Source organism: Paenibacillus prosopidis, assembly GCF_003337375.1.
Classification (GTDB): Bacteria; Bacillota; Bacilli; order Paenibacillales; family Paenibacillaceae; genus Pristimantibacillus; species Pristimantibacillus prosopidis.
This window is the reverse complement of sequence record NZ_QPJD01000023.1, coordinates 63,841-80,005: the sequence shown is the minus strand read 5'-3', so window position 1 is coordinate 80,005 and position 16,165 is coordinate 63,841. Positions and strand designations below refer to the sequence as shown.

17 protein-coding genes are annotated in these 16,165 nt (G+C 47.5%); 12 read left to right on the top strand and 5 right to left on the bottom strand.

Annotated features, from left to right (window positions below):
* The 3 genes from DFP97_RS31235 to DFP97_RS27310 all read left to right on the top strand — a co-directional run.
* Positions 1-193, top strand: a 193-nt coding sequence (locus DFP97_RS31235) for a hypothetical protein (RefSeq protein ID WP_220271198.1), incomplete at its 5' end; no start/stop codon positions are given.
* Between the two features lie 238 nt (positions 194-431).
* Positions 432-2,174 (top strand): ABC transporter ATP-binding protein, encoded by a 1,743-nt coding sequence (locus DFP97_RS27315; protein WP_114383848.1) that lies wholly within the window; start codon positions 432-434, stop codon positions 2,172-2,174.
* A gap of 437 nt (positions 2,175-2,611) precedes the next feature.
* Positions 2,612-3,541, top strand: a complete 930-nt coding sequence (locus DFP97_RS27310) for an MBL fold metallo-hydrolase (RefSeq protein WP_425453563.1) — start codon at positions 2,612-2,614, stop codon at positions 3,539-3,541.
* A 78-nt stretch (positions 3,542-3,619) separates the two neighbouring features.
* On the opposite strand, the gene DFP97_RS27305 is transcribed toward DFP97_RS27310, so the two are convergent.
* Positions 3,620-4,621 carry a DUF1835 domain-containing protein gene (locus tag DFP97_RS27305; protein WP_114383846.1) on the bottom strand — a complete coding sequence of 334 codons (1,002 nt, stop codon included), beginning with the start codon at positions 4,619-4,621 and terminating at the stop codon, positions 3,620-3,622.
* A 189-nt stretch (positions 4,622-4,810) separates the two neighbouring features.
* Here DFP97_RS27305 and DFP97_RS27300 point away from each other — a divergent pair, with 189 nt between their 5' ends.
* The 7 genes from DFP97_RS27300 to cuyB all read left to right on the top strand — a co-directional run bounded on the left by DFP97_RS27300 (position 4,811) and on the right by cuyB (position 10,036).
* The gene (locus tag DFP97_RS27300; protein ID WP_114383845.1) at positions 4,811-5,422 is read left to right on the top strand and encodes a hypothetical protein; all 612 of its coding nucleotides are present in this window, start codon (positions 4,811-4,813) and stop codon (positions 5,420-5,422) included.
* A 554-nt stretch (positions 5,423-5,976) separates the two neighbouring features.
* Positions 5,977-6,423, top strand: coding sequence for a MarR family winged helix-turn-helix transcriptional regulator (locus DFP97_RS27295; protein WP_114383852.1), 447 nt, complete (start codon positions 5,977-5,979; stop codon positions 6,421-6,423).
* A gap of 109 nt (positions 6,424-6,532) precedes the next feature.
* On the top strand, positions 6,533-6,934 hold the full coding sequence (locus DFP97_RS27290; RefSeq protein WP_114383844.1) for a DoxX family protein: 402 nt from the start codon (positions 6,533-6,535) through the stop codon (positions 6,932-6,934).
* 53 nt (positions 6,935-6,987) lie between these two features.
* Positions 6,988-7,935 (top strand): ring-cleaving dioxygenase, encoded by a 948-nt coding sequence (locus DFP97_RS27285; RefSeq protein WP_114383843.1) that lies wholly within the window; start codon positions 6,988-6,990, stop codon positions 7,933-7,935.
* Positions 7,935-8,540 carry an alpha/beta hydrolase gene (locus DFP97_RS27280; protein WP_114383842.1) on the top strand — a complete coding sequence of 202 codons (606 nt, stop codon included), beginning with the start codon at positions 7,935-7,937 and terminating at the stop codon, positions 8,538-8,540. The genes DFP97_RS27285 and DFP97_RS27280 overlap by 1 nt, the downstream gene beginning before the upstream one ends.
* A 39-nt stretch (positions 8,541-8,579) precedes the next feature.
* The gene (locus tag DFP97_RS27275) at positions 8,580-9,191 is read left to right on the top strand and encodes a flavin reductase family protein (RefSeq protein WP_114383841.1); all 612 of its coding nucleotides are present in this window, start codon (positions 8,580-8,582) and stop codon (positions 9,189-9,191) included.
* Between the two features lie 128 nt (positions 9,192-9,319).
* Complete coding sequence (gene cuyB, locus DFP97_RS27270; protein ID WP_114383840.1) at positions 9,320-10,036, top strand: cysteate racemase; 717 nt, start codon at positions 9,320-9,322, stop codon at positions 10,034-10,036.
* 45 nt (positions 10,037-10,081) lie between these two features.
* On the opposite strand, the gene DFP97_RS27265 is transcribed toward cuyB, so the two are convergent.
* Complete coding sequence (locus DFP97_RS27265) at positions 10,082-10,828, bottom strand: YheC/YheD family protein (protein WP_114383839.1); 747 nt, start codon at positions 10,826-10,828, stop codon at positions 10,082-10,084.
* Positions 10,829-11,047: 219 nt separating this feature from the next.
* Here DFP97_RS27265 and DFP97_RS27260 point away from each other — a divergent pair, with 219 nt between their 5' ends.
* Positions 11,048-11,806 carry a YheC/YheD family protein gene (locus tag DFP97_RS27260; RefSeq protein ID WP_181873701.1) on the top strand — a complete coding sequence of 253 codons (759 nt, stop codon included), beginning with the start codon at positions 11,048-11,050 and terminating at the stop codon, positions 11,804-11,806.
* Between the two features lie 98 nt (positions 11,807-11,904).
* Positions 11,905-13,725 carry an APC family permease gene (locus tag DFP97_RS27255; protein WP_114383837.1) on the top strand — a complete coding sequence of 607 codons (1,821 nt, stop codon included), beginning with the start codon at positions 11,905-11,907 and terminating at the stop codon, positions 13,723-13,725.
* A gap of 5 nt (positions 13,726-13,730) precedes the next feature.
* Here the strand turns inward: DFP97_RS27255 and phnE (DFP97_RS27250) are convergent, their stop codons facing one another.
* The 3 genes from phnE (DFP97_RS27250) to phnC are packed head-to-tail and all read right to left on the bottom strand — an operon-like array spanning position 13,731 to position 16,092.
* Positions 13,731-14,534, bottom strand: coding sequence for a phosphonate ABC transporter, permease protein PhnE (gene phnE, locus DFP97_RS27250; protein ID WP_114383836.1), 804 nt, complete (start codon positions 14,532-14,534; stop codon positions 13,731-13,733).
* A complete protein-coding gene (gene phnE / locus DFP97_RS27245) occupies positions 14,531-15,322 on the bottom strand; it encodes a phosphonate ABC transporter, permease protein PhnE (RefSeq protein ID WP_114383835.1) in 792 nt (263 codons plus the stop codon). The genes phnE (DFP97_RS27250) and phnE (DFP97_RS27245) overlap by 4 nt, the downstream gene beginning before the upstream one ends.
* Entirely contained in the window at positions 15,319-16,092 is a 774-nt protein-coding gene (gene phnC, locus DFP97_RS27240; protein WP_114383834.1) for a phosphonate ABC transporter ATP-binding protein, read from the bottom strand. The genes phnE (DFP97_RS27245) and phnC overlap by 4 nt, the downstream gene beginning before the upstream one ends.
* Positions 16,093-16,165: the final 73 nt, after the last annotated feature.

Genomic DNA, 16,165 nt, shown 5'->3' with positions numbered 1-16,165 from the left:
TTGTCTGTTCTCACTCATGTCGGACACCTCTTCTGTTCCTTATTGTTTATTATCTAGTGCTTCCAATGAGGTGTCCACTTTCCATGCTAGCATCAATATAGGTGTTATGGCTGCTAGTCAGCCTTCTTTGCCGAATATAACGGAAAAAATGGGCGTTAAAGCGGGGAAACGGACCTATGCACTGGTCAACTAGATAGAATAAGACCATTCAAGTCCGTTATTCTTTATGGAAGCTGCTAGTAGCTCAGGGTAACGCCCTTATTTACCGCTACCGCTATGGCCGGACGTCCCTTACGACAATAAGTGACTGCGCTGCTAGAGAGGGCATAAGTTTTTGCTACCTTCCGCGTTTAAATTACGTTTAAACAGGAGAGGTAAAGTAAGAAATGTAGTGGAGAGAATAGAGATTAGACCATTGGGAGTGATTGAGGATGAAAAATAAAAACAGTAATGTCCGGCGTTTCATCGCGCTCATTATGGAGACGAACCCGCCGAAGGCACTGCTGGCTGTAGCTGTTATTCTTAGTGTCGTAACTACGTTGGTTGGACTGACCATTCCGCTGTTCACAAAAAACTTAGTTAACGGGTTTTCGTTCGGCTCGTTAAGCACAGGGCAAATCATTGGTATGGGCGCTGCTTTTATCGCTCAGGTTGTGTCAGGCGGCGTATCGGTGTATTTGCTTCATTACGGCGGAAATAAAATTGTTTCATCGATCCGCGAAAGGTTATGGAGCAAGCTGCTGCGTTTGCCCGTGCCGTATTACGACAACAAGTCGTCCGGCGATACGATTAGCCGTCTCACGAACGATACGGCGATTTTGAAAGGTCTGATTACGGAGCATGTGACAGGCTTCTTCACCGGTATATTATCGATCATCGGCGCATTGACGATTCTGTTCTATATGAACTGGCAGATGACGCTTATTATGCTCACCGTGTTCCCGGTTGCAGCCCTCATTATGGTGCCGATTGGCCGTAAAATGTACGCTATCTCCAAGTCGACGCAGGAGGAAAACGCCCGGTTCACATCAATCGTGAATCGTGTCGTGTCCGAGATTCGTTTGGTGAAGGCTTCGGGCTCAGAGCCTGCCGAATTTGAGCAGGGGCGTACCGGTATTAACAATTTGTTCCGCTTCGGGTTAAAGGAAGCGCGTATGCAGGCGATTATTTCGCCGATCGTATCGTTTATTATTTTGCTGCTGCTCGTATGTTTGATCGGGTTTGGCGGCGTGCAAGTATCGTCGGGCGCAATGACGGCGGGCGAATTAGTCGCTTTTATTATGTACCTGTTCCAGATCATGCTGCCTATTACGCAGATTTCTCAGTTTTTCACGCAATTTCAGAAAGCAATGGGAGCGACGGACAGCATTATTGGAATTATTGAATCGGAAGAGGAAGATCAGGACAGCGGCAAAACGGTATCGGAAATCAATCAGACGCTTCAGGTGGATCATGTTTCATTCGCCTACAAGCCGGAGGAGCCTATTCTGCGTGATGTAAGCTTAACGATTGAAGCGGGCAAAGTAACGGCACTCGTCGGTCCAAGCGGAAGCGGCAAAACGACGCTGTTCTCGCTGCTGGAGCGGTTCTACGACCCGACGTCGGGTTCCATTCGTCTTGGAGGTACGGATATCCGTCATGCTTCTCTTCGCTCGTGGCGGAGACAGATCGGCTATGTATCGCAAGAAAGCCCGATTATAGCGGGAACGATCAAAGATAACCTGTGCTATGGTCTCGACCGGGATGTTAGCCAGGATGAAATCGAGCAGGCTGCACGAATGGCTTATGCGGACGGCTTTATTGAAGAGCTGCCGGACAGCTATGAAACCGAAGTCGGAGAGCGCGGCATTAAGCTGTCTGGCGGTCAGAGGCAGCGGATTGCGATAGCGAGAGCTTTGCTAAGGGATCCACATATACTTATGCTGGATGAAGCAACGTCCAACCTGGATAGCAAGTCGGAGGAAGTCGTGCAGGATGCACTGAAAAATTTGATGATCGGCCGGACAACGGTCGTTATCGCACATCGTTTATCGACGGTAGTGGATGCCGATTCCATCGTTTTTATGGAGAAAGGTATCATAACCGGCGTCGGAACGCATGAGCAGCTGTATGCGAGCCATACGATGTACCGTGAATTCGCGAATGGCCAGCTTCGAATGAACAAATCTGCGTAGCAAGAAACAATGTTCGAAGTGACGCTCCCCCCAGCTATCTAGCTGGAGGGAGTTTTTTTGTGGAAATTACATCGGTTATCTGGGAGTACTCCGGAAACGGCGGCAACCCTTGCTTTAATGCAAGGAAATCCTCCCGTTAATTGTTCTTCGAAATCATGAGAGATCCATATAACCGGAAAACTACAAAACTTTAATACAACGTTAGAGGAAGTGAGACGTATACATCACTAACGGTTTTGGAATTGAAAAATGAAGGGGAGAGGTTAGCTATCATGTACTTACTAATTGGTGTCGTTGCAGCAATCTTGATGATCGGTTATTTGGTATTAACTTATTACCCGGCCTTCGGGGGGGCTCCATCGAAGGAGAAGCGGCAGGAGCTGAGCCAATCCGCAAATTATGCCAAGAAAAAATTCGTGAATCTCATTTCAACATCAATGGATATGACCTTTAGAGAGACTCTTATGGTAGTAGTCCAATTTGTGATAGGGAGCCCAAACAGAAAACCTGCGAAGCCGATCGCGGCCGAGCCGCTCAGTCCGCTTTATTTTCAAGACGTTCAGCAGCCTAAGCTTACTTGGTTTGGACATTCTGCTGCCCTGCTGCAGCTGGATGGCAAAACGCTGCTTCTAGACCCGATGTTCGGCAAAGCGCCTTCGCCTTTCCCGCAAATCGGCGGAAAACGGTTCAGCGGCAAGCTGCCGTTCGAGATCGAGCAGCTTCCGCTCATTGACGCCGTGCTCATATCGCATGATCATTATGACCATCTGGATTATGGTTCAATTGTGAAGCTGAAGGATAAAGTGAAGCGGTTTTTTGTACCGCTGGGTGTTGGTCCTCATTTGAAGAGATGGGGTGTCGATCCGGCTAAAATCGAAGAGCATGATTGGTGGGATGCGTCCGAATATGAGGGATTGAAGCTGGCATGCACGCCGGCAAGACACTTCTCCGGAAGAAGCTTAACGGACCGGAACGCTACGCTGTGGTGCTCATGGGTCATTCAGGGGCAAGAAACAAAAATCTTTTTTAGCGGTGACAGCGGTTATGGCCCTCACTTTAAGGATATTGGCGACAAATATGGTCCGTTTGATCTTACGTTAATGGAATGCGGGCAGTACGATGAGCGCTGGGCGGCCATTCATATGATGCCGGAGGAAACGGTGCAGGCCCATTTGGATGTTTCGGGTAAAGTGTTGGTTCCAATTCATTGGGGTGCATTTACGCTCTCGTTACATGATTGGACCGATCCGGTTGAGCGCGCGATAAAAGCGGCTAAAGAACGAAATGTCGCCATATCGACGCCGAAAATAGGCGAGCTCGTTGTTATTGACGCCCCTGTTCATCCTACCGCCGCGTGGTGGCGGTGAACCTGTTACAGCCTGCTTGATAGATGCTGGGCAGGCCGCACGATACGAGCTTTGCCAACCAAGGACAGCGCAAGCCGTTTACGCTTGTTTGCGAATGATCGCGGCGTTCCCTGCATCCCAGCGCCAAATGCTGTCATTGCCTTCGAGATGGACGCCGCCATACCATTGGTTTATTCCATTCAAATGAATCCAATCAGCTTTGCGGCTAGCTAATTGTGAGCCAAGACCAGTTAGCTGCACCCGCCGATGCAGGAAGCTTTCGGGAGAGTCATGCAAGCCAGGGAACAGGCCGTCGCCCTCTATGGTAAGCAGTGGATGTGAAGCCTGCGATAATCGTTTGAGACAAGACCAATATTGAAGATCGCCCATGCCGAGCTCGTGCAGCTTATCGCCTGTTTGCTGAAATAAGTGCAAGGGTCGGTCAACGCCTTCGAGAAGCAGCTCAAGTGTCGTTTGCTCGACAATTCCGAGCCCGTTCGCCGTAGAGGGATACCGGTTTAAGTGGAGGCGGAAAGCATTGTGCAGGAAGGGCAGGACAGATGTATCCTCGTGCAGCAGCTTCGCGATTTTCTCTGGAGTGGTTGCCGTATAGGCTTTCCATGCTCTTTTGCCCAGCAGCAGTTCTTCCTCTCCAATCTCACGCCAGGTGCCCGCCAAGCCCGCCAGCTGCTCAGCGGAGAGATCGCCTAAACCGCGAAATACTTCAATGCCCGGATACTGCCCGATGCTCAGGAGGTGCAGCCTCGTCCCTTCCAAATCTTGTCCTGCAAACCAATGCAGCAAGCAGCTTAGTATCGTCTGGTCGAACAAATCATGCTCAAACCATAAGACGACATCTTCATGCTGCTTAAAGCTTGCTAACTGTTTCTCCTGCGCTTCGGATGAGCTCAGCCATTCTTGCAGTGGAACACCGAGCGCTTGCTCCAAATAGCGGCCTCTAAAGGCTAGATGGTCAGGCAGCTCCGGCTGCAGAAATACGGGACCCTCCGTGTAAATTTCCCGCCACACAAGGATATCCCCTTGTACTGCGCCCTCCTTCAGCTTATGTCCTACGGAATCTCCATTTACGATATGCAGCATTTGAGCTCCTCCTCTTCTATAATGTAGATTTTGGAGCAAGCGCAGCTGTAAAGCAACCTTTTGCGGTATGGTGCGGCTTTTTAAGTACGATGCTTTTGGTCCTTTGGACAAGTAGACATCGATAATTCGCAGTGGTATAACCTAATAGATGGTACGGAAGCAAAAAAATGCAATGACTAGGGGGATAACGTGAAAGCTAGAAACCTTGTTGCAATAATTGTTTTGATCGTAATTGTAGCTGGCGTGTTTACTACTTGGAAGTTATTTAATTCTAATAATCAAGTTAGTGTTGATGATCTACATGAAAATACAATATTAGAAGAAATCAAAACGTCCCAGGATAAAAAAATAAAGGTAATTGACAAAAAGAATGTGGACGATAAAATAATTGTATTTTATTTAGATATCCCTTTGAGCCCGTCCGACGAATATGATCTTAGTAAAACAGATGTTGGATTTGCTTACTTTGAAAAAACATTCTCCAAGTGGACAAAAGGACATAGCGGTGAGTACGGAAGTATTGAGGCTTATCTTATTGGAAACGATAAAGCTGGTTACACATATGAAATTTTCCCGAGTGATGAGGAAACTACACCGTCTCTAATTTTGGGTGTTGTTACAGACCCGACTATTCAGAATATTAGTCTAAAGAATAATTACAATAGTAAGATCCGGGAAGTCAATTATATTGCTCACGATTCATACCGATTATGGTACTCTACTTTGGAGCAAATAGGTAATAACAGTAATACGCTTCTAGTTAATACAACAAATGAGTCTTTAACAAAAAATATTGATTAAAAGCAAACAAAGACTGACTTCTTACGAAGGTAGTAATAGCACGTTGTTGAACCGAAGTGTGCAGCGACAAAACGGCTCAAATAAAATCAACAAAAAAGTCTGCAGTGAAGCTATCCTGTATAAATCCATTAACTTCGCATATCTGGAGCTTGATAAGGGGTCTATCCTGGATTCTCTCCAGTCTGGAGGGATCAAATCGCACTGAAAGTGGCATGGAGAGAGGATATTGCTGAAAATAATTGGACAAAATACAGGTTAGCTGCGGCTTTAAGGTAAGTTCGAGCTTTATACTGGATGAAATACAGGATAGATGTACTGGACGATAGCTGTATGTACGATAGCTGTCATGTACGATAACTGTCCTGCACGATAGCTGTACTGTACAATAGCCACACTTCACATAAAGAGCAGCTGTTAAACCAAGCATGCAAAAATAGCTGTGCAAAGAAGCTGCATAAAATAACATTGCAAAAAGTGTTGACAACTGCTTTCAAATGTATTATCTTTAATTCAAGATAATTAATTTAAAGATAAATCAGAGGGGAGTGATAAACATAAAGGACAAAACGCAAAATGAATCATTGGATCTCTTCATTGCGCTATCGAGAGCGAGCCAGTGGGTAAATGCCCATGCAGACCGGGATATTCGGAAGAATGGCTTAAACCGCACAGAGTTCGGCGTTCTTGAGTTGTTGTATCACAAAGGACCACAGCCTCTGCAGCAAATTGGCGAGAAGGTGCTTATGAGCAGCGGCAATATAACGTATGTTGTCGATAAGCTGGAGAAGAAACAAATGGTGCGGCGCAGAGCTTCTACCGAGGATAGACGCCTTATCTACGCGGAAATTACCGATCAAGGCACTCAATTTGTAAAGGAAGTGTTTCCTGCACATACGGCTGCTATAGAGGAAGCCGTTAACGGGTTGTCGTCAGAAGAGAAGCAGCTTGCCAGCGTGCTGCTCAAGAAACTAGGAAAGTTTGCCCAGGAGCATTACAAGTAGCTGGTCGATAAATCGGTTTTGGACGGCTGCTTATTTTTACCTAATATCTTTAAATTAAGATTCTCAAAATTGCGGTTTAAAAACAAAACAAAAAATGGAGGAATTAAAAATGAGTATTGCATTGGGATTGTTAATCGTTCGCCTGGTTGTCGGTTTGTTGTTCGTAGGACATGGCGCACAGAAGCTCTTTGGCTGGTTTGGAGGTTATGGACCAAAAGGAACAGGCGGCTGGCTAGAGTCGATCGGCGTTAAGCCCGGTGTTGTTATGGCTGTGGTTGCCGGACTAATGGAGCTTGTCGGAGGCTTCTTATTTGCAGCTGGTTTACTCACACCGCTTGCTGCAGCATTGATTGTGATGACGATGCTGGTTGCTATTGTGAAAGTGCATGGTCAGAACGGTCTGTGGGCGACTTCGAACGGTTATGAATATAATCTCGTCTTAATTGCCATTGCTATAGGTGTTGCATTAACGGGTGCCGGATCTTATTCGCTTGACGCTTTGCTGGGCTAATAATTATTGTGTTAGGTCCAAAAATCTCATATAAAATAAGGAGAGTGTGTTAGATGTCTAATAAAACAGCAGGTATTCACCACGTTACGGCTTTTGTACGAAATGCGCAGCAAACGGCTGATTTTTATGCAGGTGTGCTTGGTCTGCGTTTGATTAAGAAGACGATTAACTTTGATGCGCCTGAGGTATACCATTTGTACTTCGGTAATGAAGCAGGCAGCCCGGGAACGATTATTACGTTCTTCCCGTATGAAAATTCGCGTAAAGGACGCATTGGCGGCGGGCAGGTTGGTTACACGACGTATGTCGTTCCTTTGGATGCCTTCGATTTCTGGAAAGAACGGCTGGCGAAGCTGAATGTCGCTGTAACGCAAACTTCGAGGTTTGGGGAGCAGTACCTGCAATTCGCGGATCCGGATGGACTGCTGCTTGAAATTGTAGCCCGTGCGGAAGGACCGGCAAGCAAATGGACATTTGGCGGCGTTCCGGCGGACAAAGCGATTAAAGGGTTCGGCGGCGCTATTCTCTACAGCACGGCACCGGATAAAACGGCCGATCTGCTCGTGAATGTCATGGGTCTTGAGAAGGTTGGGCAAGAAGGCGCCTATGCACGCTTTAAAGCGACGGGAGAATTGGGCAATCTGATCGATGTTAATGTGGAGAAAATGGAGCCTGGTCATGGCGGTGCAGGCACAGTCCACCATATTGCGTGGCGGGCGAAGGATGATGAGGAGCACGCGTTATGGAGAAGCCATGTCGCAAGCAGCGGGTTCCAGCCTACGCCAATCGTTGACCGTCAGTACTTTAATGCCATTTATTTCCGCGAAGAAGGCGGCATATTATTTGAAATTGCGACAGATCCGCCAGGGTTTGCACGTGATGAGGAGCCGGAGAAGCTTGGCGAGAAGCTGATGCTTCCGGAATGGTTCGAGCCGCATCGCCCACAAATTGTAGAGATGTTATCACCTTTTGAAGTACGGGTATTGGAGGAGGATAAATGATGAAGCATATTTTCAAAAAAGGAACCGATGCTAACGCCCCCGTGCTGCTGCTATTGCACGGCACGGGAGGTACGGAGCGCGATCTGCTGCCGCTTGCGGACCGCATCTCACCGGCTTCTTCCGTATTAAGCGTCAGAGGCAACGTAGTTGAGAATGGGATGCAGCGCTATTTCCGCAGGCTGGCTGAGGGCGTGTTCGACATCGAGGATCTGCTCTTCCGCACGAAGGAGCTCAATGATTTTCTGGATACCGCTGCGCAAGAACACGGCTTTGACCGGAATAATCTGGTTGCAATCGGCTATTCCAATGGCGCCAATATTGCCGGAAGCCTCTTATTCCATTACAAAGGCACGCTGCGCGGCGCGATCCTGCATCATCCGATGGTACCGATCCGCGGTGTAGAGCTGCCTGATTTGACAGGCGTTCCTTGCTTCATCGGCGCAGGCTCAAATGATCCGATCTGTGCGCCGCAAGAAACGGAGGATCTGCAGCGATTATTAAGTGAAGCGGGTGCGCCCGTAACGGTGCATTGGGAGCAATACGGCCACCAGCTTACAAGCTCCGAGGTTGCCGCTGCCGCTGCTTGGTATAACGAAACGTTTTAAGGCAGCACGAGTTCATTAATGAGGAAAGAGGGAGCGCGCGTGATTTCAATTGATCCGACAAGCCAAAGCGTTCAGGATAACTACAAGCTGCTCATAGGCAGTATTGTACCGAGACCAATAGCCTTCGTATCGACTTTGTCGAGCGAGGGGGTGTTAAACGCAGCACCGTTCAGCTTCTTCAACATCGTGACGGCTAACCCTCCCATGGTCGCTATATCGGTTCAGCGCAAACAAGGCGACCAGAAGGACACTGCAAGAAATGCGGTTGAGGCAGGCGAATTTGTCGTTCATATTGCCGACGAGGACTACATCGAAGCGATTAATATTACCGCGGCTAATCTGCCGCCGGATGAGAGCGAGGTTGCTTTGGCCGGATTAACCGCCATTCCAAGCGAACGTGTTAGCGTACCGGGGATAGCCGAGGCGAAAATCCGGATGGAATGCGTGCTGGAGCAGGCTCTGCCGCTTGGCGGTACGGAAGAATCGCCGGCATGCGACTTGCTGATCGGCCGTGTAGTTAGATTCCATGTGGCCGAATCATTATACGGGAACGGACGCATCAACGCAGAGGCGCTCAGGCCTGTCAGCCGTCTGGCCGGCAGTGACTACGCGAAGCTGGGCGAGCAATTTTCGATCGATCGCCCTGGGTGATGGTTTCCAAAAATGGACGGATGAACGCCATTATATGCCGTCGAGTTTTGATAGAGTATTTAATATGTTAGTTAGTGAGCTCACAATCCGAGCGGATAAATATATGAATGTGAGAGTGAGTATAACTAATGAAAGACATATTAGGTATAGTTGGCGGAATGGGTTCGCATGCTGCGGTGTCGATTTTTCAACAATTAATAAACAGGTCTCCGGCCAAGAAAGATCAAGAGTATATAGAGATCATCCTTCATAACAATACTTGTATTCCGGATCGGACGGAAGGGATATTATATCAAGGTGAAGATCCATTTCCTGAACTATTGCGATCTGTAAAATTACTTGAACGCTGCGGAGCAACGGTTATCGTTCTAGCTTGCGTAACCGCTCATCATTTTGCTGATAGACTTGAAGAATCGCTAACCAAAGCTAGAATGTTTAATATCGTTAGGGAAACGGTAGATTATTCGTGCAGAATGTACCCAAATATAAGAAACATAGGAATTCTGGCTACTGAAGGCACCTGTAAAACCGGACTTTGGAAAAAGGAATTCGACAAAAGGCAAATCAATACGATCATACTTTCCGAAGAACATCAGAATAAGTATTTTAATAACGTCATCTACGGTCACAATGGTGTAAAAGCCGGTTATCAGGATGAAGGATTAAAAAACAATTTGTTAGAGGGCTGCAATAAATTGATGGAGATGGGAGCTGAAGTCATTATAGGCGCGTGCTCGGAGCTGCCTTTACTGATCTCGAAAGAGGATTTACAGCTGCCTTATATCGATTCCTTACAACTGGCTGCAGATAAATTGATTGAGCAATATTATTGTAACAAAGGATAAAAAACCGGCTCATCCCGCAAATACAGATGGGGATGAGCCGGTTTTTTATTTTTTCAGGCGCATCAATTGTCTAATTCTTGTAAGCATTCGTTTATTACCCAGATTGATGAAAGGTGTAATAGCCGGGTTGGTGTTGATCTCCAGAACCCAAGGCTTCCGGTTGCCGCTCACCGCGATGTCAACGCCGAGCTTCCGGACTTTGGGATATACGCTTTGGAACTGCCGCCCGATGCTCCGGCTCAAACGGAATAAAGAATTCAGATACGGTTTGACTTCCGATTTGTTCATATTGGACTGCAACAGCCTTTCAGCCGGAAGGCACTTTCCTCCCTGACTTCGGTTAGTCACAATCTTCTTGGGCGGGGCAACCCGTCCGACGATACCGGAAACCTCCCATGCCCGCTTCTCATTTTTTTGTACCATGATGCGAAAATCAAACGAACGGCCTTGATACAGAAGGGTCCGGATCCCTCTTTGGACCAGATAAGGCTTCCTCCGGATCTTTCGGACAACGGACTGGTATAAGGAATGAACGCTCTTGAAAATAACCGTCGATGTGCCCTGTCTCAGCTCGTAGCCCGTTCCCTTTTTTTCCGCTCTCATAATGCCTATTCCCTTTAAACCGTTTACAGGCTTCAGATAAACCATAATGTACCGGTCGAGCATCGTGCTCAGCGTATTCTTGCTGAAGTGCCTGGTCTCCGGGATATGAGGCTTAATCCGCTTATTGCCCAGCAGAGCCCGTGTTTTTTGGAGCTTGCTGCTGACATATCTTCTATTGGATGCACTCAAGCTGTATCACTTCCGTTTTCAGCATATGAACGAAACGCGCCTCTGCTTCTATCATGGAGGTTCGTGCTTCATTATACGAGAAGAACGCGGAGACCGAACCTGATCAAATACCCATTTGTTTGAATCCATATGGCAAGCCTTTTTTGAGAACTAGATTCCAGCGCAAAGCATAAAATATGGAAGCCTGTATAGGAAATGCTCAAGAGAGGAATGGAATATTTGGGAAAATGGCTTCGTTACAGCTTCTATTCAAGACACCCTAAGATCCGCAAATATTTACCTCCCACCTCATTATTCAATGCACGAACATTGAGAAAATTTATACGAAAATATAATGCAGTCTATATTAAACCCGACAAGGAGCACAAGGGAAAAGGAATCATTAAAGCTTGGAAAACGTTCGGAGGATACGCTTTTGTCGTTCAAAGGGGAGATTCCATTAAGTGCGCTTCCATGGCTGAACTGTACAAAAAGATCAAAAAACGGTCCCTGCCTCAAAAATATATTATTCAAAAGGCCATTCCCCTGGCCCAAATCGACGGCCGTCCTTTTGATGTCCGGGTCATGATGATGCGCAACCTGCAGGACCGCTGGCAGTTTTTCGGTCTTTATTCTAAAGTGGCGGGACCCAAAAGCATTGTAACTAATGTAAGCAGCTCGCGGGGCTATGTGACTCTCTTTGAAAATTCGATGAAGCAATCGCTGGGGTATTCCGAGAAAAAAGCGGCGCGCGTCAAAAAAAAGCTTATCCGCATAAGCCATAGAATTTGCAAACGGGCCGGGAAGATTAAATATTATCAAAAGATCGGCAATGACTTTGCCGTCGACAAAAACGGGAATATATGGCTCATCGAAGTGAATTTTACGTATCCGGGCTTCAAGGGGTTTTCCAGACTGCCCGCCCAAAAATATTACTGGGGTATCAAACGGATGAACGAAATTCTGCGCAAGAGGAGGCTGCACCGAAGGAGAAAGTGACCAAGGACGATGTTTGTCCTTGTTCACCGGGACGGATAAAACAATCCAAAATCGTGCAACATATCCAATGATAATCATCAATAGGGAGATGATTCAGGATGATGGCTGCACTTAAACGATTGTTAATCGGCCGTCCTTTGAAATCCGAAGGACTTGCCGAGGAGAAACTGGGCAAATTCAAAGCGCTTGCTATATTATCATCCGACGCCCTTTCCTCCGTCGCTTACGGTACGGAACAAATTCTTCTTGTACTAATGACTGTCGGCTTTACGGCATTATGGTATTCCATTCCGATTTCCATTGCTGTGCTGGGACTTCTCACGATTTTGATTCTTTCCTATCGCCAGACGATTTTTGCTTATCCGACAGGCGGAGGGGCATATATCGTATCGAAAGAGAATTTGGGGGTTCCGGTTGGTTTATTAGCCGGCGGCTCCCTATTGGTTGATTATATTTTGACGGTAGCAGTTAGTATTTCCGCTGGCACAGATGCGATCACTTCCGCTTTCCCGCAGCTCCATGATCATCGCGTTATCATTGCTATTGTGATGATAGCCTTTTTAACCATTATGAATTTGCGCGGACTTACCGAATCTGCTTCTATCCTTGCCTATCCCGTGTATCTGTTTGTGTTCTTTATGATTGCTCTTATCCTAAGCGGCATTTTTAAATTTGTTACAACCGGAGCACCTGTTACTCCTCCAACATCACATGACGTGGCCATTTCGGGGATTAGCTTATATATTCTACTCAGAGCTTTTAGTTCAGGCTGTTCCGCATTGACCGGGGTCGAAGCCGTATCCAATGCCATACCGAACTTTAAAGCGCCGGCGGCAAAAAATGCGGCAATGACCCTCGTCATGATGGGGCTAGTTTTAGGCAGCTTATTTATGGGGATTAGTTTTCTGGCCTATGTGTACGGTATTGCGCCGAGAACGGAAGAAACCGTCGTCTCCCAAATCGCGGCCTCCACGTTTGGGAGAGGGCTTATGTATTATGCCATTCAAGCCTCCACGGCTTTGATCTTATTTCTCGCTGCCAATACCGCCTATGCGGCCTTTCCGCTGCTTGCGTCCATGATGGCCAATGATAAATTTATGCCCCGCATGTTTACGGTTAGAGGGGACCGGCTTGGATTTTCAAACGGGATAATCGTGCTTGGCGTTTTATCGGCGTTGTTGGTTGTTATTTTTAAGGGAGATACGGAGGGGCTGATTCCTTTGTATGCTCTTGGCGTGTTTATTCCGTTTACTTTGTCTCAGACGGGAATGATGCGCCGCTGGTTCAAAATAAAGCCAAAGGGTTGGGGCATAAGCTTTTTAATCAATACCATCGGCATGATCACAACCCTTGTCATCTGTTTAATCTTTTTGATTACAAAGTTTTCGCAGGTATGGATGATTTTCCTTTTTCTTCCTATAGTTATCTACTGCTTTATTCGGATCCACCGGCATTATCAAGACGTTGCGGCTGAACTGAGGATCGATACCAAATTAGATTTGCCGGGTACGAAAGGGAACCTGATTGTTCTCCCGGTTGCAGGAGTTAATCGGGTGGTTTTAAATACAATAAGCTATGCAAAATCAATATCGGAAAACATCGTTGCCGTTTATGTTGCTTTTGACGACGATGCTGCGCAAAAAATGGAGGAAAAATGGGACGAATGGAATCCTGGCGTTCGATTAGTGACTTTAAAATCAAGCTATCGGAGTATCATAAAGCCGCTTATTAAATTTATTGATACGATAGAGTGGAAAAAGTCGGAAACCGATTATATAACCATTATGATCCCGCAATTTATTACGAGTAAATGGTGGCATAATCTGCTGCATAATCAGACAAGCTTATTCATTCGCGCCTATTTGTTCAATCACAAGAATGTTACGATTTCGACGTTTCCTTATCACTTGAAGCGTTAAAATACTTATACGAGCCGCTTACGGATAGCGCCTGAGATCATATCCACGACCGTAATGAGGATGACGATGCCGAGAAGAATGATGCCGACGCGATCCCAATTGCGGGTGCTTAGGGCGAAAATAAGCGGGGTACCGATACCGCCGGCGCCAATAACGCCAAGTATGGCGGCGGAGCGCATATTGATCTCGAACCGGTACAGCGTATAAGACAGGAAGCCGGGCAGCACCTGCGGAATGACAGCGAACCATAAAATTTGCAGCCGGTTCGCTCCTGCGGAAACGAGTGCCTCGACCGGACCGTTATCCATATTTTCAACCTCATCAGCAAATAGCTTCCCTAACATGCCCACAGAATGTAAGCCAAGCGCCAGCACGCCTGCAAAGGAGCCCGGACCGACCGCTTTGATGAACATGAGCGCCAGTATGATTTCGGGTATGGCCCGAATAAAGCTCAGTACCATTTTGCCTGAACCGGATACGGCCTTCGTCCGGCTCATATTCACAGCAGCCCAGAAAGCGAACGGAATACAGAGCAGTGTTGAAATAAAGGTGCCTAAAACTGATATCGCAAGCGTCTCGAGCAATCCGCGCAGTAAATCCTCGCCTTCAGGCAAATAAACGAAATCCCAGTCCGGCGTGAAGATGCCGGTCACGATTGCTTTCGTAATTTGTCCGGCCGTTTCCTTAAAGCCTGTAAACGGCACGCCTGCAAACGCCCAAATATATACCGCGGCAAGCGCAAGGTAAATAAACCAACGGTAGCGGTTTTTCTTCGGTTTTTGAATGATGTGATTCCACGATTTGATCATAGCAGCTTCTCCCGCAGCTTCGTGCTTGTATAGTCGATAAGCAAGACGACCGCTAATGTGAATATAATAATGACACTCGTTTTGTCGTATTCCAGGAAACCCAACGTGACTTCATAATAATGGCCGATTCCACCGGCGCCTACGAGACCGAGGACAGCCGCCGCGCGAACGTTAATTTCAAAGGTGTACAGCGTAAAGGACATAAAGTGAGCTTGAATCTGAGGGATGACGGCAAATATGATCCGTTGTATGCCATTTGCTCCAACGGATGTCATCGCTTCAAGCGGTCCGCGGTCAATCGTTTCTAGTGCTTCATATGTCAGCTTGGCTATGAGACCCAATGCGAAGACGGACAAAGCTAATATACCCGGCAAAGGGCCAAGGCCGAATATAGCGACAAAGATAGCAGCCAAAAGCAAGTCGGGAACGGTTCGGATTAAATTGAGAATAAAGCGGACGGGGTGGCGGATCCACCAGCTAGCCGCAAAATTGCTTGCGCAGAGCAGCGCAACCGGGATCGCCATAATAGCGCCGATTGTCGTTCCGACGAGTGCCATTCGAATCGTTTCCAACATCGCTCCGACAATATTATCGAAGTAAGACCATTTTGGCGGGAACATTTCCTCCAGCAGATCGAACATATTCGGGAAGCCTTCGATCAGCTCGCCGAAGGTAGCCTCGGTATGAATCGCGCTGCCCCAGAGCAGCAGCAGGACAATCGCGGCTGTAAGATAATGCTTGAGCTTGCCCGGAGCCTTTGGACGTTTCAATTCGGCATTGGCGCTCATACGGCTTGTTCTCCCAGCAGTTCATTCTTCTCGATCGGACGCCCGTAAATTTCGGCAAACACTTCGTCGGTCGCTTCCGAGACGGGTCCATCGAATACAACCCGGCCAGCCCGGAGGCCTACGATACGGGTAGCGTACTGCCTGGCCAAATCAACGTAATGCAGGTTTATGATGGTTGTTATGCCCAGCTCTTGATTAATTTTTTTCAAATCATCCATGACCTGCTTGGTCGTGAGCGGATCCAGAGAGGCAACGGGCTCATCGGCCAAAATGATTTTTGCTTCCTGCGCCAGTACGCGGGCTATAGCAACACGCTGCTGCTGTCCGCCGGACAGCTCATCGGCGCGGGAATAGGCTTTCTCTATAATATTGACACGGTCCAGCGCCCCAAAGGCGAGATTCATATCCTTCTCGGGAAAACGTCCGAGTATCGTCCGCAGTGTGGAGTGATAACCAACGCGCCCTGCGAGCACGTTGCGCAGCACGGAAGTGCGCTTCACCAGGTTGAAGCTTTGAAAGATCATACCGATATTGCGGCGGATCATTCGGAGCTGCTTGCCCTTCGCCTGCGTAATAGAGCTGCCGCCGATTAAAATATCGCCCTCCGAAATATCATGGAGCCGGTTGATGGAGCGCAGCAGTGTCGATTTGCCGGCGCCGGATAGTCCGACGATAGCGACAAATTCGCCCTTGGCGAACGAGAGATTAATTTGATCCAATCCTTTTGTCCCGTTGGGGTACATTTTCGATACATTGCGAAGCTCTATCACGTGATGATCATTCCTTTGCTATTTATCATGTCAATAAAGGATAGCCAGTCCAAGCGCGATTGCACTTGGACTG